Here is a 24,459-nt window from a genome sequence, read left to right as displayed (position 1 = left end):
TGCAGGCGAATATGGCCATGACTTCTTCACGCATTCTGCTTGGCTGGATGCGTCTTTTCAGCCTGGGCTGCGTCTTGGCCCTCGCCGCCGGTCCGGCGAGCGCAGCGTCCGCCCCTATCAATTCCACTCAAGGCACATCCATGAGCTCTCATCCGCACGTCAAACTGCACACCAACAAGGGCGACATGCTCATTGAACTGGATGCCGACAAGGCACCCAAGACCGTCGAAAACTTTCTCACCTATGTGAAGGAAGGCTTCTACGACGGTACGATCTTTCACCGCGTCATCAACAACTTCATGATCCAGGGCGGCGGGTTCGAGCCGGGCATGAAGCAGAAGCAGACGCATGCGCCGATCGAAAACGAAGCCAATAACGGGCTGAAGAACGACCGCTACACGCTGGCCATGGCCCGCACGGCTGATCCGCATTCGGCAACCGCCCAGTTCTTCATCAATGTCGCGAACAACGATTTCCTGAACTTCACAGCACCAACCTCCAACGGCTGGGGCTATGCCGTCTTCGGCCGGGTGATCGAAGGCACGGACGTGGTCGACGAGATCAAGAAAGTGAAGACCGGCAACAAGGGCTTCCACCAAGACGTGCCCGTTGAAGACGTGATTCTCGAAAGCGCCACACTGGTTGAATAAGATCAGCATCCGGGGCACCCTCTGGATTGCCTCGGACATCCACCTGGGCGAGAACGTCCCCCGGACAGCCCAGGCCTTCTACGAGTTCCTGGCTCGCGCGCGGCGCGATGCCGACGCACTCATTCTGTGCGGCGACATTTTCGATGCCTGGATCGGCGACGACCATGCGCTCAGGCGGCCACCGGCATGGCTGGCACAGGCGATCGAGCAACTGCGGGCCACAGCACAGGCGATCCCGCTGTGGCTGGCACACGGCAACCGCGATTTTCTCATGGGGCCGGCACTGGTCCAGGCTCTGGGCGCACGGCTCCTGACCGCCCCCACTCACCTGGACACGGACGCCGGCAACATTTTGCTCGCCCACGGTGACGAATACTGCACGGACGACGTGCACTACCAGCGCTTCCGCCGCGTCGTCCATACGCCATGGGTCCAGTCCGTCTTTCTGGCGCTGCCGCTGGGCCTGCGCCGCGCCATCGCACGCGGGGCGCGCGCCCGCAGCCGGCAGGCACGCTACCGGAAGACTCTACGAATCATGGATGTGCAGCCGCAGGCGATCGAGCGGGCGCTGCGCGAGGCCGGCTGCACGCAGATGATCCACGGCCACACGCATCGCCCCGCGGTGCACGACATTCTGGTGGACGGACGCGCCGCCCGCCGCTATGTGCTGCCCGACTGGGAGTGCGATCAGGCCGACCCCGTGCGCGGCGGATGGATCGAGGTGGACGCACGAGGCATCAGGCTAATTGCTCAAGTTCCGCCTCGGGATCCGCCGGACTGATCTGCTCGATCTGCACGGCGGCAATGCGGCGGCCTTTGAGCGCTGCGACAGTAAAGCGGAAACCACCGTAATCATGCGTCAGCTCGCAGGAATCGCCCACTGCGGGCAACCGCCCGAAACGGCTGAGCAGGTAGCCCGCGATGGTGGAGTATTCCTCGTGGTCATCGACCAGTCCGTCGGTGTGCAGTACCTGCTCCAGATGGTGCAGGTCGGCGGCGCCGTCCACGCGCCAGCGGCCGTTGCCCTGGTCGATGATGTCGGGGGCCTCGTCCTCGTCCGGGAATTCACCGGCAATGGCCTCGAAGATGTCGATGGGCGTGACGACACCGACGATGGATCCGAACTCGTCGGCCACCATGACCAGCAGCCCGTGGGAGCGCTTCAGCGTCTCCATGAGCGGCAGGATCTGGATGGTCTCGTGCACGATGATGGGCTCGCGCAGCCGTGTCTCGCGGATATGGCCATACTCGATCAGATCCAGCAACAACTCTTTGGCGCGGCCGATGCCCACGACCTCGTCCAGCGTTCCGCGGCATACCGGAAAGAAGCTGTGCGGCTCCCGAATGATCTGCGCCCGCAGTTCATCGGTCGGGGACTCCAGATTGATCCAGGACACGTCAGTGCGCGGCGTCATCACCGAATGCACGTTGCGGTCGCTGAGCGTGAGCACCCCGCTCACCATGTTGCGTTCCTCATCGCCAAATGCAGTGGCAGGCGGCGCGGCCTTTTCGCCCTCGGGCTCCAGCCCCGCCAGCGGTTTGCGGCCCAGCATGAGCAGGACCGCCTCGGCCGTCCGTTCGCGCAACGGGCGGCGCATCTCGGCCCGGCGCACGTTGCGCCTGGCCCACTGGTTCAGCGTCTCGATGAGGACCGAAAAGGCGATCGCCACATACAGATAGCCCTTGGGAACCGGGAAGCTGAAGCCTTCGGCAATCAGCGAAAAACCAATTGTGAGCAGGAAACCCAGGCACAGGATGACCACGGTCTGGTGCGCGTTCACGAAGACGGTGAGCGGCTTGGAGGCGACCAGCATGATGCCCATGGCCACGATCACGGCCGCCATCATGATCGCCAGGTGGTCCACCATACCCACCGCTGTGATCACCGAGTCGATCGAGAAGACTGCGTCCAGAACCACGATCTGCGTGACGATGACCCAGAAGCTCGCATGCAGACGCGATCCGGTCGCGCGCTGCGTGCGCCCTTCCAGGCGATCGTGAAGTTCGAACGTGCCCTTGAACAGCAGGAAGAAACCCCCGCCGATCAGGATCAGATCCCGGCCCGACAACGCAAAGGCGCCCAGATGCAGGAGCGGATCGGTCAGCAAGACCAGCCACGACATGACGGTGAGCATCACCAGCCGCATGAGCAGCGCAAGGCTCAGGCCGAGCACACGCGCGTGATCGCGTTCCTTTGGCGGCAGCTTGTCCACCAGGATGGCAATGAACACCAGATTGTCGATCCCCAGAACGATTTCCAGGACGATCAGGGTGAACAGGCCTACCCAGGCTGCCGGATCCAGCAACCATTCCATAAAGCAGTCTCGTCAGTTCTGCAGATGCGACAGCATCTGGGTAAACAGTTTGGGGCCCGCCGCCAGCACGTTGCCCGACGCCATCCAGCCCTGCTCGCCCTGAAAATCAGCGACCAGCCCGCCCGCTTCCTGCGCCAGCAGGCCACCCGCAGCCATGTCCCAGGGCTTGAGGCCAACGCCGCAGAACCCGTCCAGGCGTCCGCACGAAACCCACGCCAGATCGAGAACCGTGGAGCCGGTACGGCGTGCCGCCGCGCAGTCAGCCAGCAGGGAGACGAAGGGCGAAGTCGCAGGCAACGCCGTGGATTGCGGAATGTGGGAAGACAACAACGCATCGTGGTAACGCATGCACGATGACACGCGGACCCGGCGGTCGTTGAGAAAAGCGCCGCTGCCACGGCTGGCCGTGAACATCTCGTTGCGGGTAGGATCGTAGACGACGGCATGCGCAGCCTGGCCCCGGTGCATCAGGGCAATGGACACCGCGTAATGGGCAAACCCATGGATGAAGTTGGTGGTGCCGTCCAGCGGATCGATCACCCAGCGGAATTCAGGCGTCGGATGGTCGCCGCCTGCCGCATGCTCACCCGTTTCTTCGCCCAGGAAGCTGTGCTCGGGATAGGCTGTGCGTAAAATGTCGATGATGGATTCCTCGGCAGCCCGATCGACTTCAGTGACATAGTCCTTGGGACCCTTGCGCGCCACGTTCAGGCGCTCCAGATCCAGACTGGCACGGTTGATGATGGCGCCAGCACGGCGCGCCGCCTTGATGGCGGTGTTGAGCATCGGATGCATAGGTTTCCAAAGATCACGGGTAATCAGGCCTTATTCTAAATGACTCTGACGCATTCTTCCGATTCGGCGCTCGATGGGGTGGATCCTTTTGCCCATGTCCGCTTCATCATGGTCAGCCCCAGCCACCCCGGCAACGTCGGGTCGGCGGCACGCGCCATCAAAACCATGGGGTTCGGCGCACTGCATCTGGTCACCCCTCACGACCCCGACGTCCTGCACCATCCCGATGCGCAGGCCCTGGCCAGTGGCGCGGGCGACATCCTGGAGCAGGCACGCATTCACGACAGCCTGGCCGATGCGCTGGGCCCGGTGACCCTCGCCTTCGCGCTGACGGCGCGGGCACGGGCGATTGGCCCACCGCCCTGTGACATCCGCGAGGCGGCCGCACAATCTGCGCAGCAACTGACGCAACCCGGCACCGAGGTCGCGATGGTGCTGGGCACGGAACGCTCAGGCCTGTCCAACGAAGACATCACGCTGTGCCAGCAGGTCTGCCATATTCCAGCCAACCCGGCGTACAGCTCGCTCAACGTCTCGCAGGCGCTCCAACTGGCTGCCTGGGAGATGCGCTATGCTCTGCTGCCGCTCACCGGCGAGGCCCGCCTTCCTGACACGCACGCTCACCATCACGACCCCGGCGCCGACCCGGCCGACGGCGAACACGTGCAGGCGATGCTGGACCACTTCGAACAGGCCCTGGTGGCAGTAGGCTTTCTAGACCCGAAACACCCCAAGAAGCTCGTCCCGCGCATGCGGCAGATGTGGACCCGCAACCGCCTGAGCCTGGACGAAGTCGACATGATGCGCGGGGTATGCACGGCCATGATCCACTCGGCAGCGCACGCTGCCGACATTCCAGACCCCGCAAACTGACCCGCTCACCCATGTTCAAACAACTCCGCGAAGACATCGCCTGCATTCTGGAACGAGACCCGGCAGCCCGCAGCCGCATCGAGATCCTGACCTGCTACCCAGGCCTGCACGCCATCCTCATCTACCGACTGGCCCATCGGCTGTGGGTCCAGGGCTGGCACTGGCCGGGGCGCTTCACCTCGCACCTGGGCCGGCTGTTCACCGGCATCGAGATCCACCCGGGCGCGCACATTGGACGCCGCGTCTTCATCGACCACGGCTTCGGTGTGGTGATCGGCGAAACCGCTGAAGTCGGCGACGACTGCACGATCTACCAGGGGGTCACGCTGGGTGGAACGCGCCTGTACAAGGGCGAGAAGCGCCACCCGACGCTAGGAGAAGGCGTCGTCGTGGGAGCCGGCGCGCAGATCCTGGGCGGCTTCACGGTCGGCGCGCATGCGCGCATCGGATCCAATGCCGTCGTCATCAAGCCGGTGCCGGCCGGCGCCACAGCAGTGGGCAACCCCGCCCGCGTGATCCTGCGCGAGGACCGCCATGCCGCCCCCATTGGCGATACCTCCAACCAGGCCGGGATCACCCCGAACACGACGGACGCCACCCAGCCCCCAGGCCATCTGGCGGTCGAGTCCCAGACTGCTGACACCCCGGCATCCAGCCCACGCTGGCAGCCAGGCGGCCCCGGTCCGCTGTGCGGTCCCGACTCAACGGCCTCGGCGTGGTCGGCCAAGCCGCTGCAGGACCTGCTGCAGGGCGGGCGCAACAGCAACACCGCCGAGCCGGCCCCGAACAATCAGGACGACTTTGCGCCCTACGGGGTGGCCCGCACGGACGACGACCCGCTGGTGAAAGTCCTGCACGAGCTCATCAACCACACAGCCGAACAGGACGCCCACATTCACCGACTGTGCGAGGCGATGGAAGAGCTGGGTCAACGCGTCGAGAACGGCCAGCGTCCGCTGGACGCCGATCGGCTCAACCGCATGGTGGACTAAGGCATAAGGCCGCCCCAGGCGCCCCGTCGATGCGACAGGCCTATGCGGCGTCCTCTGATGTGGGCGGGACGCTGACGGCACGCACCTCACGCAAGGGAATGGGCGATCGCAGGCCCGCCTCGCGCAGCGCCTGCGGCGCCTGGCGGTACAGATCGAAAGACACGTCCCAGTAGTCCTCCACCCGTGCCCACAGGCGCAGGTTCACCATGATGGTGCTGTCACGATATTCCATCACCATGACCTGCGGTGCCGGGTCATCCAGCACGCCGGCGTGGTGAGCCACCAGATTTCGCAGGGCGGCCAACGCGGCCTCCAAGTCATCGTCATAGCGCACGCCAAGCATCATGTCCAGACGCCGCGTCTTGTTGCGACTGTAGTTGACGATCGGACTGCCCCACACCAGGGTGTTGGGCAACAGCAGATGGGTCCCATCGGCCTGCAGGAAACGCGTCATGAACAAGCCGATTTCGTCCACCGTCCCCGCGCCCTTTCCCTCGATCGAGACGGCTTCTCCCGCCCTGATCGGCCGCAGCAACAGCAGCATGATGCCGGCGGCAAAATTCTGCAGTGTCCCCTGCAAAGCCAGACCGATGGCCAAGGCCGACGCACCCAGCATGGCCACCAGGCTTGCCGTCTGCACCCCCAGGCGCGCCAACACCGCCAGCAACACCACGATGCGGACCGTCCAGACGGTCACGCTGCGTGCAATCGGCACAACAGTAGGATCGATGCGCGACGAACGACCCGCCAGATGCCGGACCCAGCGCCCCAGCAGATTGGACACCAGCCAGCCGATCACCAGGATCGCTAATGCGATCACGAAATTGACCGCCACCCCGCCCATGCCGGGCAGCGATGGCCATAAAGTCTGCAGTTGATCCATGTTTGTGCTTCCGAAGGTTGTCGTCGGAGTGATTTTATCGTGCCGGCTACGGCGGCCGTGCCCGCTGGCGCACGAACGGCGGCCGGGACAACCACACCACGGCAATCAGGGCAAAAAAACAGAAGCCCAAGGCGTTGAACATCTGGTTGAAGGAAATCTGCATGGACTGCTGGGTGATGATGCCGTTCATCATGGCCGCATACCGGTCCACGGAACCAGCTGCCTCGATCCCCTGGCGTACCTGGGCACTGGAGACCGTGATGAACTCGACCAGGTGTGCATGGCTGGCCGACGCCCCACGCGTCCACAGATAAGTGATGATGGAAACAGCGAAGCTCGCACCGACCGTGCGCAGAAAGGTCGCCGACCCGGACCCCTCGGCGATCTCCGATCCCTCCAGGTCAGACAACAGGATCGTCAGGATAGGCATGAAGAACAGCGCCACCCCCAACCCCATCACCAGCTCGGTCCAGGCGATGCTCCAGAAACCCACCTCTGTGGTGAAGCCGCCAATGCGCAAGCACACATAGCCCATGACGGCGAAAGAAAGCGCGGTCAGCCAGCGCAAGTCCATCCGCGCTGCATACTTGCCCACCCAAAACGTCAGCAGAACCGGGATGATGCCAATCGGTGCGACGGCCAGGCCCGACCACAATGCCGTATAACCCAGGGTGTTCTGCATCCACAACGGCAGCAGCAGCGACACCGCGAAAAACAGGCCGAAGGCCAGCACCAGCGCAAACGTGCCCGCCGCAAAATTGCGGTGGCGGAACAGCCGCAAATCCACGACGGGTTGATCGTCGGTCAGCTCCCAGATGACGAAGACCGTCAACGCCACGACGGCGACGGCCGCCAACAGCCGAATCGTCGTGGAATTGAACCAATCCAGTTCGTTGCCACGATCCAGCAATATCTGCAATGACCCCACGCCCAGGATCAAGGTGGCCACGCCCACCCAGTCGATGCGTCCCCGACGCAGTTCATCGATGCGCTTGCCCATCTGAACCACCACCAGCAGCGCAGCCACCATGCCGATGGGCACGTTGATGAAGAAGATCCATCGCCAGGAATAGGAGTCGGTAATCCAGCCACCCGCGACGGGCCCCACAATGGGCGCCACCACCGTGATCATGCTGATGATGGCCAGCGCCATGGCGCGCTTCTCGTGCGGATATATCGACACCATCAGGCTCTGAGTGATCGGGTACATGGGCCCGCACACTGCACCCTGAAGGGCACGGAACATCACCAGCATGGGCAGGCTGACCGACAGGCCACAGGCCAGCGAAAACAGTGAGAACAGCAGAACGGCCGAAATGAAGACCCGGACCTGGCCGAAGCGGCGCGACAGAAAGCCCGTCATGGGCAGCGTGATCGCCTGACAGACCGTGAATGAGGTGATCACCCAGGTGGACTGATCCTGGCTGGCCCCCAGATTCCCCGCGATGGTGGGCAACGATACATTGGCGATCGTAATGTCCAGGACCTGCATGAAGGTCCCCAGCGACAGCCCCACCGTTGCCAGCGCCAGGCTGGCCGGTCGAAAGCTGCTGGCGGTTCCGGTCATATCGCTCAACGGCGGGGTGACCCGGTGTAGAGAGCGCCATTCATGTGCGGTTTCATCCTTTCCGCTTTCCCCCTTTCTTCAGATCCACCGGTGCACGGCGGCCTTGTAGCTGAGGAACCCGGGGCCGAAGGTCTTGAGCAATTGACGCTCCTCTGGATAAATCTGGTAGCGGGTGATGTACAAGGCGTAGATCAATACGCCCAACGCCGATACCGGATTGCCAAGCACCACCGCCCAACCCGCCAGTACAAGCAGCACGCCCAGATACATGGGATTACGGCTGTAGCGATAAATCCCCGACGTCACCAATGCGGTCGCACGCGCCGGCTTCCTGGGGTCAGTCGTCGTACGCGCGCGCCGGAAGGCCAGGATCCCGGCCACACCCGCCCCTACTCCCAGCAGACCCAGGATAATGCCCAGCACGAGCCGACTCGCCTCGGGCAGCAGCTGCATCGGAAACGTCCGCGATACCGCCCACATCGCCAAGGCGACCACCAGCATCACGACAGGTGGCGGAACGAGCAATTCCAACCGACTCATGGCAGATCCTCCGGTTCATTCATAGACAGCTCCCATCCCACAGCAGGTAACACTCACTCGACCCTCAGCAGAGCCGCACGATCCAGAATCGTTATCTGGCGCTGACCGCTTTGCGAAATCCACCCGGCCTCTTCGAATTCACCCAGGCGGCGGCTGACCGTCTCCGGAGTCGTCCCCAAGAACGAGGCCATGTGCCGACGGCTCATGGACAGGCTGAAGTCATCGCTGCCCGCGTGATGCGCTTGATCGACCAGGTACTGCGCCAGCCGGGCGTTGATTGAGGCTGTGGCAATCGCCGCCGTCTGTTTTTCGCTGGTATCCAGGCGCCGGGAGAGTTCGGCCAGGACGTGCAGGCTGATGTCGGGATACTGAAGCAGTAGCCGACGCACATCAGTCTGGTAGATTGTGCAGACTTGCGATGGCTGCATGGCCTGTGCGTACGAATCCTGACTGGTCGCCGCAAAGAGGGCCAGCTCGCCGGCAAAATCGCCCGCACTCAGGATGCGCACCAGTTGTTCCTTGCCATTGTCGGCCAGGCGATAGACCTTGACCTGGCCGCGATGGACGATGAACAGCTTGTCCGATGGATCGCCGGCGCGGTGGATGAACTGCCCTCGGTCGTAGGTGTGCATCAGCGCCTTGCCAGCGATGACCGAGAGCTGGTCTACGGGCAAGTGGTTGAAGATCGGTACACGCGCGACACAGGACTCCACGGCATGTTCGTGGACCTTTTCAGGCGGTGAGCGAAGGTCGGGACTCATCTGCAGGGCTCCCATCAGCATGAGAAACGGGCCGCGACTGACGGTAGCGGATCAGCCTGATTGCATTGAGCGTCACCAGCAATACGCTCAACTCGTGCACCAGCATCCCCGAAGCCAGGAATATCCTGCCCAGCAACACACCGGCGAGCAGCAACACCACCGTCACGATGGCGACAGTAGTATTTTGCTTCATATTGCGAACCGTCGCCTTGGCCAGCGTGTAAGCGTGCGCAAACTGATCCAGCCGATCCGACATCAGCACGACATCAGCGGTTTCCATCGAGATATCCGTACCGCTGATGCCCATGGCCAGGCCAACATCCGCCGTGGCAAGCGCGGGGGCATCATTCACGCCATCACCGACCATGGCCACCCGGTACCCCTGCTGCTTGAGCGCACTGACCCAAGCGACTTTGTCCTGCGGCAGCAGTTCGGCATGCACTTCGTCCAGCCCAAGCGCATCGCCCACCCGCCGCGCGGCGTGGTGATTATCGCCAGTCAGCATGATGGCCCGCTTTACCCCGGCTCGGCGCAGTTGTTCGATAGCCATGGCGGCCTCGGGCTTGACCTGGTCGGCTACCGAGACAACCCCCGCCAGACGGTCATCGACCGCGACCAGCACAGCCGTATTGCCCGCTTTCTCGCGATCCGCCGCATAAGCGAGGACCGAATCGTCGATCGCCACACCCAGATCGGCCATCATCTTGCGGTTGCCAATGTTCAGGCGCCGGCCGGCAACCGTTGCACTCAGCCCGCCGCCCTTGACGATATCGACATCCTGCGGACCATCACCTGGTGCCAATTCGCGCCTTGCGGCCTCGGCCAGCATGGCACGCCCCAGGTGATGCTCGGACCCCAGCTCGGCCTCGGCGACCAGACGCAACAGCGTGTCTTCATCCAGCCCCCAGCTCCGCACCGCCGTGACCTCTGGGCGCCCCCGAGTGAGCGTGCCGGTCTTGTCAAAGACGACGGCATCGATCCGGGAGAGCTTCTCCATGGCCTCTCCGCCTTTCACCAATATCCCATTACGCGCGCCGTTGCCGATCCCGGCCACCATGGAAACAGGGGCCGAAATGACCAAGGCGCCCGGACAGGCAATCACCAGGAAGGTCAGTGCCAGCTCCACATTGCGCGAAACGGCGTACACGAGCACCGCGAGGATGACGATCGCCGGCGTGTAGATATTGGCGAAGCGGTCCAGGAACTTCTGCGTGGTGGTTTTGGATTCCTGCGCCTCTTCCACCATCTCGATGATCTTGGAAAAGGTCGTGTCATCGCCCACCTGGGTGGCCTCGACTTCGATATAGCCGGCATCGACAATAGTGCCGCTAAAGACCCGGTCGCCCGCCGACTTGTTGGACGGGACCGACTCGCCAGTGATCGCCGCCTCGACGATCAGCGCCTGCCCGGCCGCAATGGAGCCATCGACCGCAATCTTCTCGCCAGAGCGCACCAGCACGCGATCCCCGGCCACCAGTTCCTCGGCAAGTACCTTGATCGGGCCTTCGGCGCGCAGGACTGTCGCCTCGGTGGGGGCCATGTCGATCAGGCTGCGCAGCGACGAACGGGTCTTCTCCAGTGTGCGTGCCTCGAGATAGGCGCCAAAGATAAAAAGGAACGTCACCACGGCAGACTCGACATACTCACCGATGATCAGTGCGCCGACCACGGCGATGGTCACGAGCAGTTCAATACTGAAAGCCTTCATGCGCAACGCCTTGAATGCCTTCAATGCAATGACATAGCCTGCAACGAGGGTCGAAGCAATCAGGACATAATCCTTCCATTGGGGCTGGTCGATCCAATGCAGCGCAAATGCCAGCGCCAGCATCAGACCGGTCACCCCCGCAATATGAGAGTTTTTGATTGGGCTCATCTTATGCTCCAGACATTCAGATCAAGACGTTCAGGCTTGCATCTGTATTCAGCCCGATCCGGGTGCAGCCGCAGGGCATGATTTCGAGACCAGCCGCACCCATCGGGCTGTTTCACGAGACCTTGCTGGACAGCACCGGATAGCCTAACCGGACAATCGTATTTTCCAGTTCATTCACATCCACTCTGGACTCGTCAAAATCGACATGAACCCGGCCCGAACTGAACATGACCCTTGCTTCCTGCACGCCGCCAACGCCGCCCACAGCATTTTCGATTTTCTTGACGCAGGATGGGCAGGTGAAGGGCTCCATATTGAAAGTGACTTTTTTCATGACTGAACTCCATAACAGGGTTATGAGGGTGCCCCCTTTTGTGAAGGCTGCGATCTCATTCGTGAGAATCACGGTTCCATGTTAGGGAGAAGGATTCGCAGGCAACATTGACCGCGGACAAGTTCCCAAAAATATGACTTCAAAACGGTCACCAGAAAGAATGACGGGATCGAATGCAAACCTGACTGCAGTCAATTTTTTTATTGATCGCCCCATTTAACATTTGCCGTACCGACCGCGGCAATGCGCAATGCTGAAAGGCGACATGCGGATCGGTCATTTTCAACACATCATCCGATCAGGAGTCAGTCATGAAATCAACCACTCGTCTTCTCGCCACCGTGCTGCTGGCGTTCCCCCTGAGCGCGATGGTCGGTCAGGCCATCGCGGTCGAGGCCGGACACGACCACGCCGGCGCCGCGCATCAGACCATGGAACTCAACAATGGGCAAAAGTGGCAAACCGACGCGCCGCTGCGCCAGGGCATGGGTACCCTGCACGAAATCGTCACCAGTGGGCTGTCAGGCGCACATGCAAATCAGTCGACACCGGCCGATTATCGCCAGATGTCCGGAAAGGTCATGGGACAAATCACCTACATTGTCCAGAATTGCAAGCTGGCCCCGGACGCTGATGCGCAACTGCACATCCTGCTGGGCAATATCGCCCAAGGGGCGGAAACCATGGACGGCAAGGTTGCAGGCGAACAACCCGAAACGGGTCTGATCAAAATCGCCCAGGCATTGAACAGCTACGGTACATACTTTGACCATCCTGACTGGAAGGCCATCAACGTCGCGCACTGAGGCCATCACGCACGCTGCGCATCCAGCCCGACGGCATGGCGTGCAACCCTGGCCTCACCAAATATAATGGAGCCCCTGGAGCCCCGGCCCATCCTCTACCGCTTCCCGCAGGAACCACGCATGAACGACACCGCCACTATGGTGACTGAAGGGCTACCCGTTGCGTCGACCACGCCCAACTTGCCGGCGGAGCTCGGGATGCGGCTGCGCCGCCATCGGCTTGCTGCGGGCTTCACACTGGAGCAGCTCGCTTCTCGGGCCGGCATCGGCAAGGGTTATCTTTCACGCATTGAAAACGGCAAGAAGGTACCGCCCATTGCCACCCTGTCGCGTCTGGCGGGTGCCCTGGGCCTCGAAATTGCGTCTCTTTTGATGTCGCCGCGATCCAGGAAACCCTGGCACGGAGTGAGCGTCGTGCGACACGACGAAAAACGCCCGGCGGTGCTGGGCGGAACAACCTTCGGCTACGATTATTTCGCCCTCAGCGACTCCGCGCCCACTCAGGCATTGCAGCCTTTTCTATTCACCTTCCCGGAACAGATCGACAAATTCGTGTTCTTCCAGCACGAAGGCGAAGAACTGCTGCATCTACTGACCGGACGGGTGGAGTGGCAAGTCGGTGCCCAGAAGTTCCTGCTTGAATCAGGCGATACGGTGCACTTTGATTCACGCATTCCGCACCGCGGCCGCAGCCTCGGGGGGCCGGCGACAGCGCTGGTGGTGATGTACTCGCCAGCTGGCATGAACGACAGCCTGGCATAGTGTCCAAGTTCATCAATCTGGACACTTGAACCCGAACGCACAGGCTTGCCAAGCGGGCCACAAACTGCAGCGCTAGCCTTTCAGCCATCACAAGCGTTTGCAACCCAGCATGGCAAACCCATGCGCGGAGGCCGTGCTTCAGTCGGCACCAGCGATCCGCACATGATGGCCGGCGGGCTCGTGCAAAACGATGCGCGGCGCGGTCTCCTTGCTCCACCAGACGGCCAGGATGGTGATAATGGCGATGCCTATCATCAGCAGCGACACCGGCCAGGTTGCGCCATGCGTCACCCCGACGACAGCGGCAGCCAACACCGGCACTATGCCGCCTCCCAGGGGAGCCGCGAGCTGATAACCCAGAGACGAACCGCTGTAGCGCAAGTTCGCCGGGAACATCTCGCTCAGGAAGCTCGCCTGTACACCGTACATGATCCCGTGGCCCACTGACATGCCCACCACGAAGGACAGGATGACCAGCGTGCTGTCCTTGGATTCGATACCCCAGAATATCGGAAAAGACAGGAGAATGGCGGCCACGCAGCCCAGCATATAAACAGGCCGGCGGCCAATCTTGTCGGATAGAGCGCCGAAGACGGGGATGGTAACCAGCTCACCGATGGCCCCCAGGGCAATCGCCCCCAGCACAAGATTGCGCGACATCCCGAGATTGGTCACGGCATAGCTCAGGCCAAAGATGGTAATCACGTAGATCCAGGAGATCTCTGTCACGCGGGCTCCCAGGCCGATGATGACTTCCTTGGGATGCTGAACAATGGTCTGCCACACCGGAAATTTCTCGATCTTGCCTGCCTTGACGGTGTTTTCGAACACAGGGGTTTCATCCACACGCAACCGGATATATGTCCCAACGACGACCAGGATGGCACTGGCCAGAAAGGGGATGCGCCAACCCCAGGCCGCGAACTGCGCATTATCCAGAAACGCCAGCGCAAAGAACGAGAGCGTCCCGAGTGCCAGCCCCAAGGGGAAACCGACCTGCACAATGCTGCCATAGAAACCGCGCTTTTCCGGTGGCGAGTGCTCGATCGCCATCAAGACCGCACCGCCCCACTCACCACCGACGGCCAGCCCCTGCACCAGACGGCACAGTACCAACAGTATCGGCGCCCATACGCCTATCGTCGCATAAGTGGGCAGCAGCCCGATCAAGATAGTGGACACACCCATCGCCACCAGGGTGAAGATGAGCATGGACTTGCGGCCCGTGCGGTCGCCGAAGTGACTGAGGATGATGGCTCCGAGAGGCCGCGCAAAGAAACCCACGCCTATGGTGCCGATGGACAAGAGCTTGCCCACTAGCGGGTCGTGCGTGGGAAAGAACAGATGATTCAAGACCAGCGACGCCGCCGTCGCGTAGATGAGAAAATCGTACCATTCGATCGTCGTACCGATGGCGCTTGCCATTGCAACGGTGCGTATGGATACGGGCTCTTTGGTACCAGATCCCTGTGTTACTGTCGCCATACTTTGTCTCCTTGAAGCCGAGATTAATAATTTTGAGAATGCTGCTCTGTGCTTCAACCACCTGACGAGCGTCGCCCCGGATAATGGCGGCACCCGTGACGCACGACGATGCGCACGCCACTCACCACCTCCTGATCACGAATTGGCGTCGTACCCCGCGCTGTCCCGGAACACATTGGGCTTGCGGTAAATCGCAAGAATGACGCAGCCCTCGGCGCTGTGAGTCTCATGCAAAGAACCGGGGATGCGATACACGTATTCACCCGCCCGCGCGATACCGTCGTGATCCGAGAAGGATCCTTCGAGCACCCAGGACTGTTCGATTTCGGGGTGCTTGTGAAACGGCAGCGTGGCGCCCGGTGCCCACTTCAGAAGGCAGGTGAGCTCACCCGCTTCTTTGTTTTCGTAAAGAACCTTGATCTGGACGCCCTCGAACTGCGAAGGCTTCCACTCCATGTCCTGCGGCTTGACATAGACGGATCCGTTCTTCGTCGGTTCCAGGTGGCCGTGCAAACGCTCGGCGAAGGGTGATGCGGTACTGGGCATGAGAGATCTCCAATTAGGTTCCGATTTCACGGAATGACAACGTCATGGCTCTGGACCTAAACCCAAACAAAGACCCTAAAACCTTGACGGTTATATGGGTAAAATGTAGTATCTGGTTGTCTATTAGTAAACATGGGGTTTCCCCCTAAATATGTAGAAAACATAAACAACCAGTTCTGGATGAATGAAGAGAAATGCAAATCACTTATCTGCTGTACCCGGAAATAGAACCCATAGACCTGGCTCCACTGGGGGTCTGTTCCATGGGTAAGCGCGTCATTCCGTCGCTCGGTTATCAGCTCGTCGCCCCGACTCTAGAGCCAGTGAAGTTGTCCAATGGGCTCAGAGTGTTGCCTGACTGTACCTTCGACCAGGTTCAAGAGGTAGACGTGCTACTGGTTCCGGGCGGCTCGGGCTGCGAGAATGCGGCAAAAGATCCACTCACGCTGGATTTCATTCGCCGATGGGCCCCTACCGCAACAGTGGTTTCCATTTGCACAGGGGCGCTGATCCTGGCTGCCGCCGGCGTGCTGAACGGTAAGATGGCCACCACAAAATGCCGAGTGTTGGCCTCCGAAACTTCGCCACTCGAAACGCTCAAGCAGAATCCGGCCATTGCGTCGAGACGCGCTCTGCTGGTGGACAACGGCAAGGTCATCACTGGCGGCGGCGTCACGCTATGCATCGACACGACGCTCTACCTGATTGAGCGGCGCTATGGGGCCGAAGCCGCTCGCCGCATCGCTGAAGTCATGGAATACGACGCCGCGCGCGCTGCCAATGCGGCCCGGTTGCCTACTGTGTCAGGACAAGCCGTGCTATCAGCGGCCCATTAGGGTCCGTTCACACGGCTCAACAGCCCCCAACCATGAGCACATACACCCACACTGTGGCCTTGCGCCGCTGCACCGAAATCGCCCACCAGACACTGGCGCTCCACTTCCAAAAACCCGAGGGCTTCAGCTTCAGGCCGGGCCAGTTCGTGGACGTAAACCTCGATGTTGCGGACACCGGCGACAGCCCCCAGACGCAGCTGCACTCGCTCACGCTCGCGAGTGCGCCCTGCCAGGAAGAGCTGATCGTCGCCACGCGCATACGCGACACCGGCTACAAACGGGCCTTGCAACGCTTGATGCCCGGTGCGACAGTCACGATCGAAGGCCCTGCGGGAATGCTGACACTGTCGCCGAAGCACCAGCGCCCCGCCATCCTCATTGCGGGCGGCATCGGCATCACCCCCTTCACGAGCATGGCCACGCAGGCTGCCCACGAAAGATCCCCACGCCTGCTGACTCTTCTTTATGTCAACCGTCGTCCGGAAGACGCCGCCTACCTGCCCGAGCTGCAGGCGTTGGAGGCCCATAACCCAAACTTCCATCTCATCGCCACCATGACGCGCATGCAGGATTCCGCTCGGCCCTGGAACGGCGCAGTCGGTCACATCGACTCCCAAAAGATCGAAGTGGCACGCAAGGGGATGGCGGATCCGGTGTTCTATCTGGCGGGCCCTCCCGACATGGTCGGAGCCACCTACGAATTGCTCGAACGAATGGGCATCGCGGATCACGACATCCGCGAGGAAGGGTTCTACGGCTACTGAGAACCCAGTGACAAGGCTCAGGGATTCAAACGATCCACTGCAGCCGCATTGATGGTCATATTGTCCACCACCGTGGGCATGGGTGTCATACGGGCGGCTTGCAACATGGCTCGCCCGATTGCCCGGGTCGTGGTGAACTGTTTCGGGGCCAGCCGACAGAACAGTGCCAGAATCGGGTCGCCAAGCCTGTAAACCCATCGGCGGAGTGGATAAGGGGAAATTTCCCCTTGCACCGGCCGGGCGCCGCCTGGGCGCAGGCAACACACCGGAACCCCCAGTTCGCGCAGGGCCTGTTCGGCCTCCCCCTTGATCCTGAACGGCATCAGACGGCTATTGACATCGGCACCCATGCCGGAGACATACAGAAATCTGCCCTTAGGTTTGGCGGCGGCATAAGCGGCAGCGACCCGGACGGTCATCTGAACGGTCACCTCGCGGTAGGCCGCCTCGCTCAAACCCAGAGGCAATGGACCGGCGCAATAAAAGCAGGCGTCCAGCCCTCCCAAGTCCAATCGGCGCAGGTGATCGTCAGAAAATACGTCAGCCTGCAAGAGCGCGACTCGCCCATCCGCAATCCGGATCGGGCGCCGCACCAGCAGAACGATTCGGTCGATCGATGCGTCCTGCAGGACCGTTTTGAGCACGCCCTGTCCCACCAAACCACTAGCCCCGACAATCAAGATACCTGATCCCATAGCGCCACCTACGATCCTCCGATACCTGTTCTGACAGCTTAGAGCAATCCGCAGCATGAGAGAAGTTTTTCCCCCGTGTTCACTCGGCTCACACAGTACACTGGTCGGCGTTTCCAGCGAGCGCCATCTCAAGCGTCAAAAGGAGCCAACCATGAGTGACACCCGAGAACGGATTGCCGGCAGTTTTGCCGCACAGGGGTTGATGGAGACCTTGGGCGCGGAGCTCGCGTGGGTCGCGGACGGAGAAGTGCACATCGCGCTACCGTTTTCCAGGCATCTTTCGCAACAACACGGTTTTGTGCATGCCGGCGCCATCACCAGCGTCGTCGACAGCGCCTGCGGCTATGCGGCCATGACGAAAGCACCGCTCGACCACGAAGTCGTGACGGCCGAGTTCAAGATCAACTTTCTACGGCCCGCGATAGGCGAACGCTTTCTGGCAATCGGAAAGGTGCAGAACGCAGGCAAGTCGCTCACCGTGTGTACCGGTGAAGTCCGGGCGTTTGCCGGGAGCGACCCGGCCTACAAGGTGATTGCGCTCATGCAAGCCACCATCGTGAACGTGGCTCCCGGTCAGCCACACAGCAACAGACACGCAACATAGAGGCGATATCATGGGAAGCTCCAGTATCTGACACTGGCTGACCGTCCTTATTTTCGTGCTTTCGATGGTCCGCTTGAGCAATGGTCACATACAAAGCGGGCCACAGCCGAGCGCGGGTCATCGCTTTTATGACCCCGGTCCTGAAGGAACCTATCGAACCCGCCGGAGGAATAGATGGAAGGAAACGACCAAGACAGCCAGATCCTGGATCTTCTCGGACGGCACAGTAGCTCCATCAACTCCATGGGGACGGACATCCGCAACGTATCCATGGATGTGCTCGTGCTCAGAGCTGTGGTCTACGGGCTGATGGAGCATGCCAAGGACGCCGGCGTGGATCTTCGGCCGGCATGCAAGGCCATGCGCGATCAGTTGCCGGAGGAGTACCGGGCGGCCTTCGCTGATCGCCTCAGGATGATGTTCGGGATCGACCTGGCAACGTAGGGTGCGTCCTCTGGTGCGAGTCTGAGCTGAATACGGAACAATACCAGCACCCAAAAACAGCCGTCCGTAGGCGGTTCACCCCTTGTCCATCGTGTAGCGATGCTATACACTACACAAATGATCAAGAGCTTCCGACACAGGGGCCTCCAAGCCTTCTTCGAGACCGGATCGAAAGCGGGTATTCAACCCAAGCACGCCGTGCGGCTGAATGTGCAATTGACCACCTTGAACGCAGCGACAAACCCTCAGGACATGAGCGCTCCTGGATGGAAGCTGCACAGGCTCTCTGGGAGCAACCCAAAGGGTCAGTCAGTCCAAGATCACTGGTCCGTGTCGGTCAGCGGCAACTGGCGCCTTACCTTCTGCTTCGAGGGTGTGGATGCCATCCTGGTGGACTACCAGGACTATCACTAGGAGAACACCATGCGTATGCATAATCCAGCACATCCAGGCCTGGCACTGCGCGAATTCCTCGGCGACCTGACCGTCACAGAAGCGGCGGAACGTCTAGGCGTCACCCGCACTGCCCTATCCCGCATCCTCAACGGATCGGCTGGCATCTCAGCGGACATGGCCTTGCGTCTTCGTGACGCACTTGGAACCAGCGCCGAAATGTGGGTCAACATGCAGGCCCAGTACGATCTATGGCAGGCCGAGCAAAAGCCTAGGCCCACCGTCACGTCCTTCAGGGAACATGCTGTTGCCTGACACGAGACAGAAGGTGGCTCTACATCACAAACAATGAGATGGACGCCCCTACCTGAAGCCGCACGGCATCGAGGTGCCCTATAGTGCCTTGATTTTAAATGGTGCGAGGTCAAACCCGAACGTGTAGCTTTTATGAGGTTTTCAGAGGATTGCGTTTTCTAAAGTACCCAAAATGGTACCCAAACGTCATCACTTGCCTTTTTTTGGTCACCTACCGACCAGCGCCGACAGCCCCGCCTTGGTCGGCACCAGGCCCACCAGCCAGGGACGGCCTGGAACGTAGATACGGGAAAATCCCGCATCTGAAAATCAGCTGCGAGCAAGATTCCGTCGCTAGCGATCAAGGGGTTTCGTCCAGCCACCGTTAGTGGACGAACCTGGCACCAACCACCAACAAACACGTAGGCGGCAAGCCCAAGCCGACGACACCTTCAACGTGACCCAGCAGGATAGAAGGCTTGAGGCTGAGGGGAATTGAGGCGTGCTCCTGATGCGGCTTCGGATTGTGGCAAACCCTGATTGAACATCCTGCCCACCGAGGATTACTTTAACAGCGAAAGTAACAAAACATTATTAACCGTATGGATATGTGAACAAAGGACAGTACGCATGAAAACCTTCGCAATGGTGCTCGCACTTACGGTTTCTTTGGCATTTACGTTCAACACAACGTCAGTGCAGGCACGCGGCCACGGCTTCAGTACTCACTCAAGAGCCTCGACTCCCAGCTATGGCACCGGCTCAAAGTCAAGCAGCTCGAGCGTCAGGGGTTACACGACGCGAAACGGGACATACGTCGCACCCTATGCCCGTTCAAGGGCTGACAAATCGATCAATAACAACTGGTCGACCAAGGGAAATGTCAATCCTAGGACTGGCGCCCCAGGAACGAAACGCGGCAATTCATACGGTCGATGATCACGGAGGGCACCATGGGACACCTTAGTGTTTGGCACTGGTTGATCGTTCTTGTCTTTGTGCTTTTAATGGTCATCCCTTGGGCGATGATCACGCACAAGGCAGGCTACAGTCGATGGTGGTCGATCCCGTTTGTGATCCCAGGACTGGGCATCATTGCGCTTTGGGTGTTCGCATTCGCACGCTGGCCAGCGATACGTCGATAGAACCTTCTGGTGTGGGATTGGGGTGTGAGATAGCCCCCACGCCTTTTGTGTGGGGCATGTGTGGGGTCCGGGAACGGCGATAAAGAGGAGGGACAACTGCAAATGGTCAGGTCGCAGACAGAAGTTGTGAGCAAAGCCTCGCGGTCGACAGGAAGCGGTGTGCGTGCTATCCTCTCATGGTTTGACACTACATATGGTGTCATATGAGTCTAGTTGATGAAGTCATTGCTAGGCTCAAGTCCAGGCCGGCCGGCCTACGATGCTTAGACATAGTGCAGGCTCTTGAGTCTTTAGGGTATACGGTGACGCCGAAGAAGGCCCCTCATCATAAGGTTTACGGTCACAGCGGCACCAAAAACTATAGCGGTGGAAACTTCAATTGTGGGCACGGAAAGGATCCTCATGTTCTCCCTGCTTATGTCAGAAACGTAGTAGCGGAACTTTCGCGGGCCAAGGATGATTTGGAGGGATTTCTATGCAAAAGATCGTAGACGAGTTTGATCCGTCTCTTTACACCATTGAGATCAAACGCGTAGAGACCGAAGATGGCATGCTGTATGAAGCAAAAGTCAAGGAGGTTCCTGGAATTGCTTCGTATGCGGACTGCGCTCAAGACGCCTTTGAAGAAGCCAGAGAGGCTATTCAAATGCTGTATGCGCTGGCTAAAGAACAGGGGCAGAGTTTTCCTACGGCGCTGCCGCAGCACAGTCCTGAGCACAGCGGTCGCGTCACATTGCGCCTGAGCAAATCTCTTCACTACCGCGCCTCCCTCATGGCAGAGCATGAAGAGGTTAGCCTTAATACGTTAATTTCAGAGGCGCTAGCAGAGCGCGTGTTCGGGGCCTATCAGGCGGCGCCAAAACCGACCGTAGCAACGGCGACGCGCGAGCGGATTGGTGGCTTGGTGCGCGATATGTACCAAGTTAGTCTCGGCGCGACAAAAGTTCGCCTGGACCATCCAAAATCAGACTATCGAATCGTAAGGAAACATCATGGCGACGAAGTCTACAGCTTCTAAATCCCCAGCAGCCAAGAGGGCAGCAGCGAGAAAGAGCCCCTCCCTAAAGACGGCAGAGACTCCCGCAAATATCGATGTTCCGCTGAAAGACCTATTGATTGTTCTGCTCAAGCATTACGGCATAAAAGAGGGTCACTGGATTGTCGATGCGCGGATTGGCACCGGCGCGATCGCAGCCAATAAACCGGACGAAAAAAAGGCCTATCCAGCACTCCTGGTGGTGCTTGAGGGCGTAGTGCTGGCTAGACTGGACCCGGACGACTCAATGATGGAATCTGAAAACACAGTGGACGCTAGCTCTATATAGTCCTTGGCAGGTAGCCCACCAAGCCCTCTTCGGAGGGCTTTCTCATGTCCAGCGCCCTGCCCCACCTCCACCACACAGCCCCCGCGAGTCGTAAGCATCCGGTGTGGGCCGTATTGACGAGCCTGCCAAGGTAGTGGGTGAAGCCGACGATTAAAGCGTCACGTTCCAGGGCAACAGTTCATCGACGCGATTGACCGGATGGTCGGGGCGATGACGGTCAATACATGGCGAAGGTACGCCTCGGGATTGATGCCGTTGAGCTTGGCCGAGCCCAGCAGACTGTACATCGTGGCGGCGCGCTCGCCACCGGTATCCGAACCCAGGAACAAATAATTCTTTCGACCCAGGCTTATCCCGCGCAAGGCGCGCTCGGCCGCGTTATTGTCGATCTCGATGCGCCCATCATCCAGATAGCGCGCAAGCGCCCGCCACTGGTTCATGGCATAGCCGATGGCATCAGCCGTCTCGGATTTGCGCGATACGCTGGGCAACTGCTCGCGTAACCACGCGTGCAAGGCGGTCACAATGGGTACGGCCCGCTCTTGACGTGCGGCGCGCCTGGCCTCGGGCGGGCTGCCCCGGATTTCAGACTCGATCCTGTAAAGCGCAGCGATGCTTTCGAGCACATGGGTCGTGATGGGCGTGGCCTGCCTCGCATGGATGTCGTGGAACTTGCGTCTGGCATGTGCCCAGCACCCAGCCTCGATGACTTGGCCGTTCGCATAGACCTGATCGTAGCCAGCAAACGCGTCAGCCTGCAGGATGCCGGCGTAGTCTTTCAGATGCGTTTGCGGATGAATGCCACGCCGATCGGGCGAATAGCGGAACCACACCGCCGGCGCGGCGACATCGCCGCTCGCGCGATCGTCACGGGTGTAGACCCACAGCCGCGCCTGGCGGGTTTTGCCAGTGCCCGGGGCCAGCACCTTGATCGGCGTGTCGTCCGTATGCAGCTTCTCGGCCTGGAACACGTAACATTGCAGCGCATCGAGCAAGGGGCGCAGCAGGTGATGCACGCCGCCTACCCAATCGCCCATCGTGCTTTCACTCAAGTCCACATCCTCGCGCCCGAGAATCTGGCATTGCCGGTATAGCGGCTGATGATCCAGATACTTGCTGACCACGATATGGCTGAGCAGCCCAGGGCCCGCGAAGCTGCGGGCGATCGGGCGACTGGGCGCCGGGGCCTGTGCCATCCGCTCGCAGCAGCGGCAGCTCAAACGGGGGCGTACGTGGCGCACGACGCGCAGGCTGGATGGAATGTATTCCAACACTTCGCTGACATCCTCGCCAAGACGCTGCCAGGCGCCACCACAGTCAGGACAGGCCGACGCCTCGGGCCAGTGTTCTTGAATGTCGCGCGGCAAGTGCCCGGGCAGAGGCCGGCGCGTCGGGGCTTTGCGTGGTGCCGGCTCGACCGGTTCCACCTTTTGCGCGCGCTCACCCTGATTGATATGCAGATCTTCGAGTTCAAGCTCGAGCTGATCGATCTGGGACTGCAGCTTCTCCGAGCGCTGACCAAACATCTGACGTTTGAGCTTGAATAACAGCAGCATCAGGCGCTGGATTTCCTGCTTGTCGAACTGCTTTTCCTCACGCAGCAAATCCCGTTCAACACGAAGCGCGCGATGCGCGTCCTTGAGCGTGTCGTGCGCCTCGCGCAAGGCCTGCGTCTGATTCAAATGCGCGAGCAACAACGCCTTCAGGGCGTCGATATTGTCGGGCAGTTGCGCACGGCTGAGCATAGCCGCTATTTTACCAAACGTGGAGTATCAATTGGAGCGCAAACCCAATAAATATGCGCCTTCCAGCGCATATTTCACGTGTTAAATCTGAGTCGGCTGGTGGGTGCGCGCCGGGCGTCGCCAATCAATGCCTTCCAGCAGCATCGAGAGCTGCGCCGGGCTCAAGTGCACCGAGCCCGACTCGGCGTTGGGCCACACGAAGTGGCCGTGTTCCAGGCGCTTGGCCAGCAGGCACATGCCATCGCCACTCCACCACAGCACCTTGAGGCGATCGCCCTTGCGGCCCCGGAACACAAACACATGGCCGCTGAAGGGGTCCTCGGACAACTTGCTTTGCACGATGGCGGCCAGGCCATCAAAGCCCCGACGCATGTCGGTCACCCCGGCAGCCAGCCAGACCCGTGTGCCGACCGGCAAGCCAATCACCGCAGCACCTGCAAAACGGCCTCCAGCCGCACCGGGTCGCAGGCGTGGGTGATCTCAATCGTACCCTTGGCCACGGTGATGCGTAGCACCACGGCATCTGGCGCCACCGGCCGGACAACGGACTGCTCTGGTGCCTGCGCCTCGGTGATGATGCTCACCGGCACCAGCTCGACCCCGGAACACGCATCTGATCGTGCGCGAACAGGCTTGGTCAGCGCGAGTGGGTTCGCTGCATGGTATTCCCGACGCCAGCGGCACAACTGATTGGGATGGACATCGTGCTCGCGGGCCACCTGCGCGACCGTCAAACTCTGATCGGCCAGAAGCTGCTCGACGACCTGCTCCTTGTAGGCCTGAGCAAACCGGCGACGAGGCTGGTTCCGATATGAACGACTGTCAATCTGTGCGGCGGGCATTGGTTCCAACCTGTTTTTGATTGGAACCTATTGTCCGGATTAGCGTGCCGCCAGCAAGGCGGTACTGGCCGGCTTGCAATTACCCACAAATATCAATGATGTACAGATGATTCTGAATTATTTACTTTAACTTGGCGTATGCTGCCATCAGCCGGACTCGACTGACGGTGGCGAAGATGACACAGGA

The 24,459-nt window shown here is 60.5% G+C and carries 27 protein-coding genes and 1 pseudogene; 14 read left to right on the top strand and 14 right to left on the bottom strand.

All coding sequences use genetic code 11. The features are described 5' to 3' along the window. Positions 1-140: 140 nt before the first annotated feature. Together EPN31_RS03550 and EPN31_RS03545 are read left to right on the top strand one after the other, a co-directional pair. The gene (locus tag EPN31_RS03550; RefSeq protein WP_367188289.1) at positions 141-650 is read left to right on the top strand and encodes a peptidylprolyl isomerase; all 510 of its coding nucleotides are present in this window, start codon (positions 141-143) and stop codon (positions 648-650) included. Further along, on the top strand, positions 643-1,431 hold the full coding sequence (locus EPN31_RS03545; protein ID WP_291769599.1) for a UDP-2,3-diacylglucosamine diphosphatase: 789 nt from the start codon (positions 643-645) through the stop codon (positions 1,429-1,431). The genes EPN31_RS03550 and EPN31_RS03545 overlap by 8 nt, the downstream gene beginning before the upstream one ends. Here EPN31_RS03545 and EPN31_RS03540 read toward each other — a convergent pair. After that, entirely contained in the window at positions 1,388-2,965 is a 1,578-nt protein-coding gene (locus EPN31_RS03540) for a TerC family protein (RefSeq protein WP_291769597.1), read from the bottom strand. The two genes, EPN31_RS03545 and EPN31_RS03540, sit on opposite strands and share 44 nt — an antisense overlap. Positions 2,966-2,977: 12 nt before the next feature. Then, positions 2,978-3,760 carry an inositol monophosphatase family protein gene (locus EPN31_RS03535; protein ID WP_291769593.1) on the bottom strand — a complete coding sequence of 261 codons (783 nt, stop codon included), beginning with the start codon at positions 3,758-3,760 and terminating at the stop codon, positions 2,978-2,980. Between the two features lie 39 nt (positions 3,761-3,799). On the opposite strand from EPN31_RS03535, the gene EPN31_RS03530 reads away from it, so the two are divergent. Beyond that, the gene (locus EPN31_RS03530; protein ID WP_291769590.1) at positions 3,800-4,633 is read left to right on the top strand and encodes an RNA methyltransferase; all 834 of its coding nucleotides are present in this window, start codon (positions 3,800-3,802) and stop codon (positions 4,631-4,633) included. Between the two features lie 11 nt (positions 4,634-4,644). Further along, positions 4,645-5,625: a serine O-acetyltransferase gene (gene cysE / locus EPN31_RS03525; protein ID WP_291769588.1), complete on the top strand. Its 981-nt coding sequence runs from the start codon at positions 4,645-4,647 to the stop codon at positions 5,623-5,625. A 40-nt stretch (positions 5,626-5,665) separates the two neighbouring features. Here the strand turns inward: cysE and EPN31_RS03520 are convergent, their stop codons facing one another. The 6 genes from EPN31_RS03520 to EPN31_RS03495 all read right to left on the bottom strand — a co-directional run bounded on the left by EPN31_RS03520 (position 5,666) and on the right by EPN31_RS03495 (position 11,586). Next, positions 5,666-6,508 carry a mechanosensitive ion channel domain-containing protein gene (locus EPN31_RS03520; protein WP_291769587.1) on the bottom strand — a complete coding sequence of 281 codons (843 nt, stop codon included), beginning with the start codon at positions 6,506-6,508 and terminating at the stop codon, positions 5,666-5,668. Positions 6,509-6,554: 46 nt separating this feature from the next. Further along, entirely contained in the window at positions 6,555-8,075 is a 1,521-nt protein-coding gene (locus tag EPN31_RS03515) for a DHA2 family efflux MFS transporter permease subunit (RefSeq protein WP_291769584.1), read from the bottom strand. Between the two features lie 78 nt (positions 8,076-8,153). Further along, entirely contained in the window at positions 8,154-8,615 is a 462-nt protein-coding gene (locus EPN31_RS03510; RefSeq protein WP_291769581.1) for an isoprenylcysteine carboxylmethyltransferase family protein, read from the bottom strand. A gap of 53 nt (positions 8,616-8,668) precedes the next feature. After that, complete coding sequence (locus EPN31_RS03505; RefSeq protein WP_291769578.1) at positions 8,669-9,376, bottom strand: Crp/Fnr family transcriptional regulator; 708 nt, start codon at positions 9,374-9,376, stop codon at positions 8,669-8,671. Then, positions 9,348-11,252 (bottom strand): cation-translocating P-type ATPase, encoded by a 1,905-nt coding sequence (locus tag EPN31_RS03500; protein WP_291769575.1) that lies wholly within the window; start codon positions 11,250-11,252, stop codon positions 9,348-9,350. The genes EPN31_RS03505 and EPN31_RS03500 overlap by 29 nt, the downstream gene beginning before the upstream one ends. Positions 11,253-11,364: 112 nt before the next feature. Next, entirely contained in the window at positions 11,365-11,586 is a 222-nt protein-coding gene (locus tag EPN31_RS03495; protein WP_291769571.1) for a heavy-metal-associated domain-containing protein, read from the bottom strand. 311 nt (positions 11,587-11,897) lie between these two features. On the opposite strand from EPN31_RS03495, the gene EPN31_RS03490 reads away from it, so the two are divergent. Both EPN31_RS03490 and EPN31_RS03485 read left to right on the top strand, forming a co-directional pair. Beyond that, the gene (locus EPN31_RS03490) at positions 11,898-12,392 is read left to right on the top strand and encodes a hypothetical protein (RefSeq protein WP_291769568.1); all 495 of its coding nucleotides are present in this window, start codon (positions 11,898-11,900) and stop codon (positions 12,390-12,392) included. A gap of 120 nt (positions 12,393-12,512) precedes the next feature. Continuing rightward, a complete protein-coding gene (locus EPN31_RS03485) occupies positions 12,513-13,154 on the top strand; it encodes a helix-turn-helix domain-containing protein (protein ID WP_291769565.1) in 642 nt (213 codons plus the stop codon). Between the two features lie 138 nt (positions 13,155-13,292). Here EPN31_RS03485 and EPN31_RS03480 read toward each other — a convergent pair whose 3' ends face one another. Both EPN31_RS03480 and EPN31_RS03475 read right to left on the bottom strand, forming a co-directional pair. Then, complete coding sequence (locus tag EPN31_RS03480; protein ID WP_291769562.1) at positions 13,293-14,639, bottom strand: MFS transporter; 1,347 nt, start codon at positions 14,637-14,639, stop codon at positions 13,293-13,295. Between the two features lie 135 nt (positions 14,640-14,774). Then, a complete protein-coding gene (locus EPN31_RS03475; protein WP_291769560.1) occupies positions 14,775-15,185 on the bottom strand; it encodes a cupin domain-containing protein in 411 nt (136 codons plus the stop codon). 194 nt (positions 15,186-15,379) lie between these two features. On the opposite strand from EPN31_RS03475, the gene EPN31_RS03470 reads away from it, so the two are divergent. Next, positions 15,380-16,021 (top strand): DJ-1/PfpI family protein, encoded by a 642-nt coding sequence (locus EPN31_RS03470; protein WP_291769557.1) that lies wholly within the window; start codon positions 15,380-15,382, stop codon positions 16,019-16,021. Positions 16,022-16,053: 32 nt separating this feature from the next. Beyond that, the gene (locus EPN31_RS03465; RefSeq protein ID WP_291769553.1) at positions 16,054-16,785 is read left to right on the top strand and encodes a ferredoxin--NADP reductase; all 732 of its coding nucleotides are present in this window, start codon (positions 16,054-16,056) and stop codon (positions 16,783-16,785) included. A 17-nt stretch (positions 16,786-16,802) separates the two neighbouring features. Here EPN31_RS03465 and EPN31_RS03460 read toward each other — a convergent pair whose 3' ends face one another. Continuing rightward, entirely contained in the window at positions 16,803-17,537 is a 735-nt protein-coding gene (locus EPN31_RS03460) for an NAD(P)H-binding protein (protein WP_291769550.1), read from the bottom strand. A gap of 94 nt (positions 17,538-17,631) precedes the next feature. On the opposite strand from EPN31_RS03460, the gene EPN31_RS03455 reads away from it, so the two are divergent. From EPN31_RS03455 to EPN31_RS03430, 6 genes are all read left to right on the top strand, one after another. Next, complete coding sequence (locus EPN31_RS03455) at positions 17,632-18,084, top strand: PaaI family thioesterase (RefSeq protein WP_291769547.1); 453 nt, start codon at positions 17,632-17,634, stop codon at positions 18,082-18,084. A gap of 174 nt (positions 18,085-18,258) precedes the next feature. Then, positions 18,259-18,528: a hypothetical protein gene (locus EPN31_RS03450; protein WP_291769544.1), complete on the top strand. Its 270-nt coding sequence runs from the start codon at positions 18,259-18,261 to the stop codon at positions 18,526-18,528. Between the two features lie 117 nt (positions 18,529-18,645). After that, a complete protein-coding gene (locus tag EPN31_RS03445) occupies positions 18,646-18,942 on the top strand; it encodes a type II toxin-antitoxin system RelE/ParE family toxin (protein ID WP_291769541.1) in 297 nt (98 codons plus the stop codon). A gap of 9 nt (positions 18,943-18,951) precedes the next feature. Beyond that, positions 18,952-19,236: a HigA family addiction module antitoxin gene (locus EPN31_RS03440; RefSeq protein ID WP_291769538.1), complete on the top strand. Its 285-nt coding sequence runs from the start codon at positions 18,952-18,954 to the stop codon at positions 19,234-19,236. A 1,599-nt stretch (positions 19,237-20,835) separates the two neighbouring features. Next, on the top strand, positions 20,836-21,378 hold the full coding sequence (locus tag EPN31_RS03435) for a toxin-antitoxin system HicB family antitoxin (protein WP_291769535.1): 543 nt from the start codon (positions 20,836-20,838) through the stop codon (positions 21,376-21,378). Beyond that, positions 21,353-21,685 carry a hypothetical protein gene (locus EPN31_RS03430; protein WP_291769532.1) on the top strand — a complete coding sequence of 111 codons (333 nt, stop codon included), beginning with the start codon at positions 21,353-21,355 and terminating at the stop codon, positions 21,683-21,685. Before EPN31_RS03435 ends, EPN31_RS03430 begins: the two co-directional genes overlap by 26 nt. A gap of 150 nt (positions 21,686-21,835) precedes the next feature. On the opposite strand, the pseudogene EPN31_RS03425 reads toward EPN31_RS03430, so the two are convergent. From EPN31_RS03425 to EPN31_RS03415, 3 genes and pseudogenes are all read right to left on the bottom strand, one after another. After that, positions 21,836-23,430, bottom strand: a pseudogene (locus tag EPN31_RS03425) (IS66 family transposase). 81 nt (positions 23,431-23,511) lie between these two features. Continuing rightward, complete coding sequence (tnpB, locus tag EPN31_RS03420; RefSeq protein WP_291769529.1) at positions 23,512-23,856, bottom strand: IS66 family insertion sequence element accessory protein TnpB; 345 nt, start codon at positions 23,854-23,856, stop codon at positions 23,512-23,514. Then, positions 23,853-24,272, bottom strand: a complete 420-nt coding sequence (locus EPN31_RS03415; RefSeq protein ID WP_291769526.1) for a transposase — start codon at positions 24,270-24,272, stop codon at positions 23,853-23,855. The genes tnpB and EPN31_RS03415 overlap by 4 nt, the downstream gene beginning before the upstream one ends. Positions 24,273-24,459 lie beyond the last annotated feature (187 nt).

The sequence above is a fragment of the Castellaniella sp. genome (assembly GCF_004321985.1).
Taxonomy (GTDB): Bacteria; Pseudomonadota; Gammaproteobacteria; order Burkholderiales; family Burkholderiaceae_B; genus Castellaniella.
This window is presented reverse-complemented; position numbering and strand designations above follow the sequence as displayed.

What these genes read in the sequence shown, in the direction of transcription:
- EPN31_RS03505 (WP_291769578.1), bottom strand. Translation starts at nt 9,376, where the DNA reads ATGAGTCCCGACCTTCGCTCACCGCCTGAAAAGGTCCACGAACATGCC.
- EPN31_RS03495 (WP_291769571.1), bottom strand. Translation starts at nt 11,586, where the DNA reads ATGAAAAAAGTCACTTTCAATATGGAGCCCTTCACCTGCCCATCCTGC.
- EPN31_RS03510 (WP_291769581.1), bottom strand. Translation starts at nt 8,615, where the DNA reads ATGAGTCGGTTGGAATTGCTCGTTCCGCCACCTGTCGTGATGCTGGTG.
- EPN31_RS03540 (WP_291769597.1), bottom strand. Translation starts at nt 2,965, where the DNA reads ATGGAATGGTTGCTGGATCCGGCAGCCTGGGTAGGCCTGTTCACCCTG.
- EPN31_RS03455 (WP_291769547.1), top strand. Translation starts at nt 17,632, where the DNA reads ATGAGTGACACCCGAGAACGGATTGCCGGCAGTTTTGCCGCACAGGGG.
- EPN31_RS03460 (WP_291769550.1), bottom strand. Translation starts at nt 17,537, where the DNA reads ATGCTGCGGATTGCTCTAAGCTGTCAGAACAGGTATCGGAGGATCGTA.
- EPN31_RS03430 (WP_291769532.1), top strand. Translation starts at nt 21,353, where the DNA reads ATGGCGACGAAGTCTACAGCTTCTAAATCCCCAGCAGCCAAGAGGGCA.
- EPN31_RS03535 (WP_291769593.1), bottom strand. Translation starts at nt 3,760, where the DNA reads ATGCATCCGATGCTCAACACCGCCATCAAGGCGGCGCGCCGTGCTGGC.
- EPN31_RS03520 (WP_291769587.1), bottom strand. Translation starts at nt 6,508, where the DNA reads ATGGATCAACTGCAGACTTTATGGCCATCGCTGCCCGGCATGGGCGGG.
- EPN31_RS03465 (WP_291769553.1), top strand. Translation starts at nt 16,054, where the DNA reads ATGAGCACATACACCCACACTGTGGCCTTGCGCCGCTGCACCGAAATC.
- EPN31_RS03500 (WP_291769575.1), bottom strand. Translation starts at nt 11,252, where the DNA reads ATGAGCCCAATCAAAAACTCTCATATTGCGGGGGTGACCGGTCTGATG.
- EPN31_RS03450 (WP_291769544.1), top strand. Translation starts at nt 18,259, where the DNA reads ATGGAAGGAAACGACCAAGACAGCCAGATCCTGGATCTTCTCGGACGG.
- EPN31_RS03475 (WP_291769560.1), bottom strand. Translation starts at nt 15,185, where the DNA reads ATGCCCAGTACCGCATCACCCTTCGCCGAGCGTTTGCACGGCCACCTG.
- cysE (WP_291769588.1), top strand. Translation starts at nt 4,645, where the DNA reads ATGTTCAAACAACTCCGCGAAGACATCGCCTGCATTCTGGAACGAGAC.
- EPN31_RS03490 (WP_291769568.1), top strand. Translation starts at nt 11,898, where the DNA reads ATGAAATCAACCACTCGTCTTCTCGCCACCGTGCTGCTGGCGTTCCCC.
- EPN31_RS03415 (WP_291769526.1), bottom strand. Translation starts at nt 24,272, where the DNA reads ATGCCCGCCGCACAGATTGACAGTCGTTCATATCGGAACCAGCCTCGT.
- EPN31_RS03435 (WP_291769535.1), top strand. Translation starts at nt 20,836, where the DNA reads ATGCAAAAGATCGTAGACGAGTTTGATCCGTCTCTTTACACCATTGAG.
- EPN31_RS03530 (WP_291769590.1), top strand. Translation starts at nt 3,800, where the DNA reads ATGACTCTGACGCATTCTTCCGATTCGGCGCTCGATGGGGTGGATCCT.
- EPN31_RS03515 (WP_291769584.1), bottom strand. Translation starts at nt 8,075, where the DNA reads ATGACCGGAACCGCCAGCAGCTTTCGACCGGCCAGCCTGGCGCTGGCA.
- EPN31_RS03485 (WP_291769565.1), top strand. Translation starts at nt 12,513, where the DNA reads ATGAACGACACCGCCACTATGGTGACTGAAGGGCTACCCGTTGCGTCG.
- EPN31_RS03550 (WP_367188289.1), top strand. Translation starts at nt 141, where the DNA reads ATGAGCTCTCATCCGCACGTCAAACTGCACACCAACAAGGGCGACATG.
- EPN31_RS03440 (WP_291769538.1), top strand. Translation starts at nt 18,952, where the DNA reads ATGCGTATGCATAATCCAGCACATCCAGGCCTGGCACTGCGCGAATTC.
- EPN31_RS03480 (WP_291769562.1), bottom strand. Translation starts at nt 14,639, where the DNA reads ATGGCGACAGTAACACAGGGATCTGGTACCAAAGAGCCCGTATCCATA.
- EPN31_RS03470 (WP_291769557.1), top strand. Translation starts at nt 15,380, where the DNA reads ATGCAAATCACTTATCTGCTGTACCCGGAAATAGAACCCATAGACCTG.
- EPN31_RS03445 (WP_291769541.1), top strand. Translation starts at nt 18,646, where the DNA reads ATGATCAAGAGCTTCCGACACAGGGGCCTCCAAGCCTTCTTCGAGACC.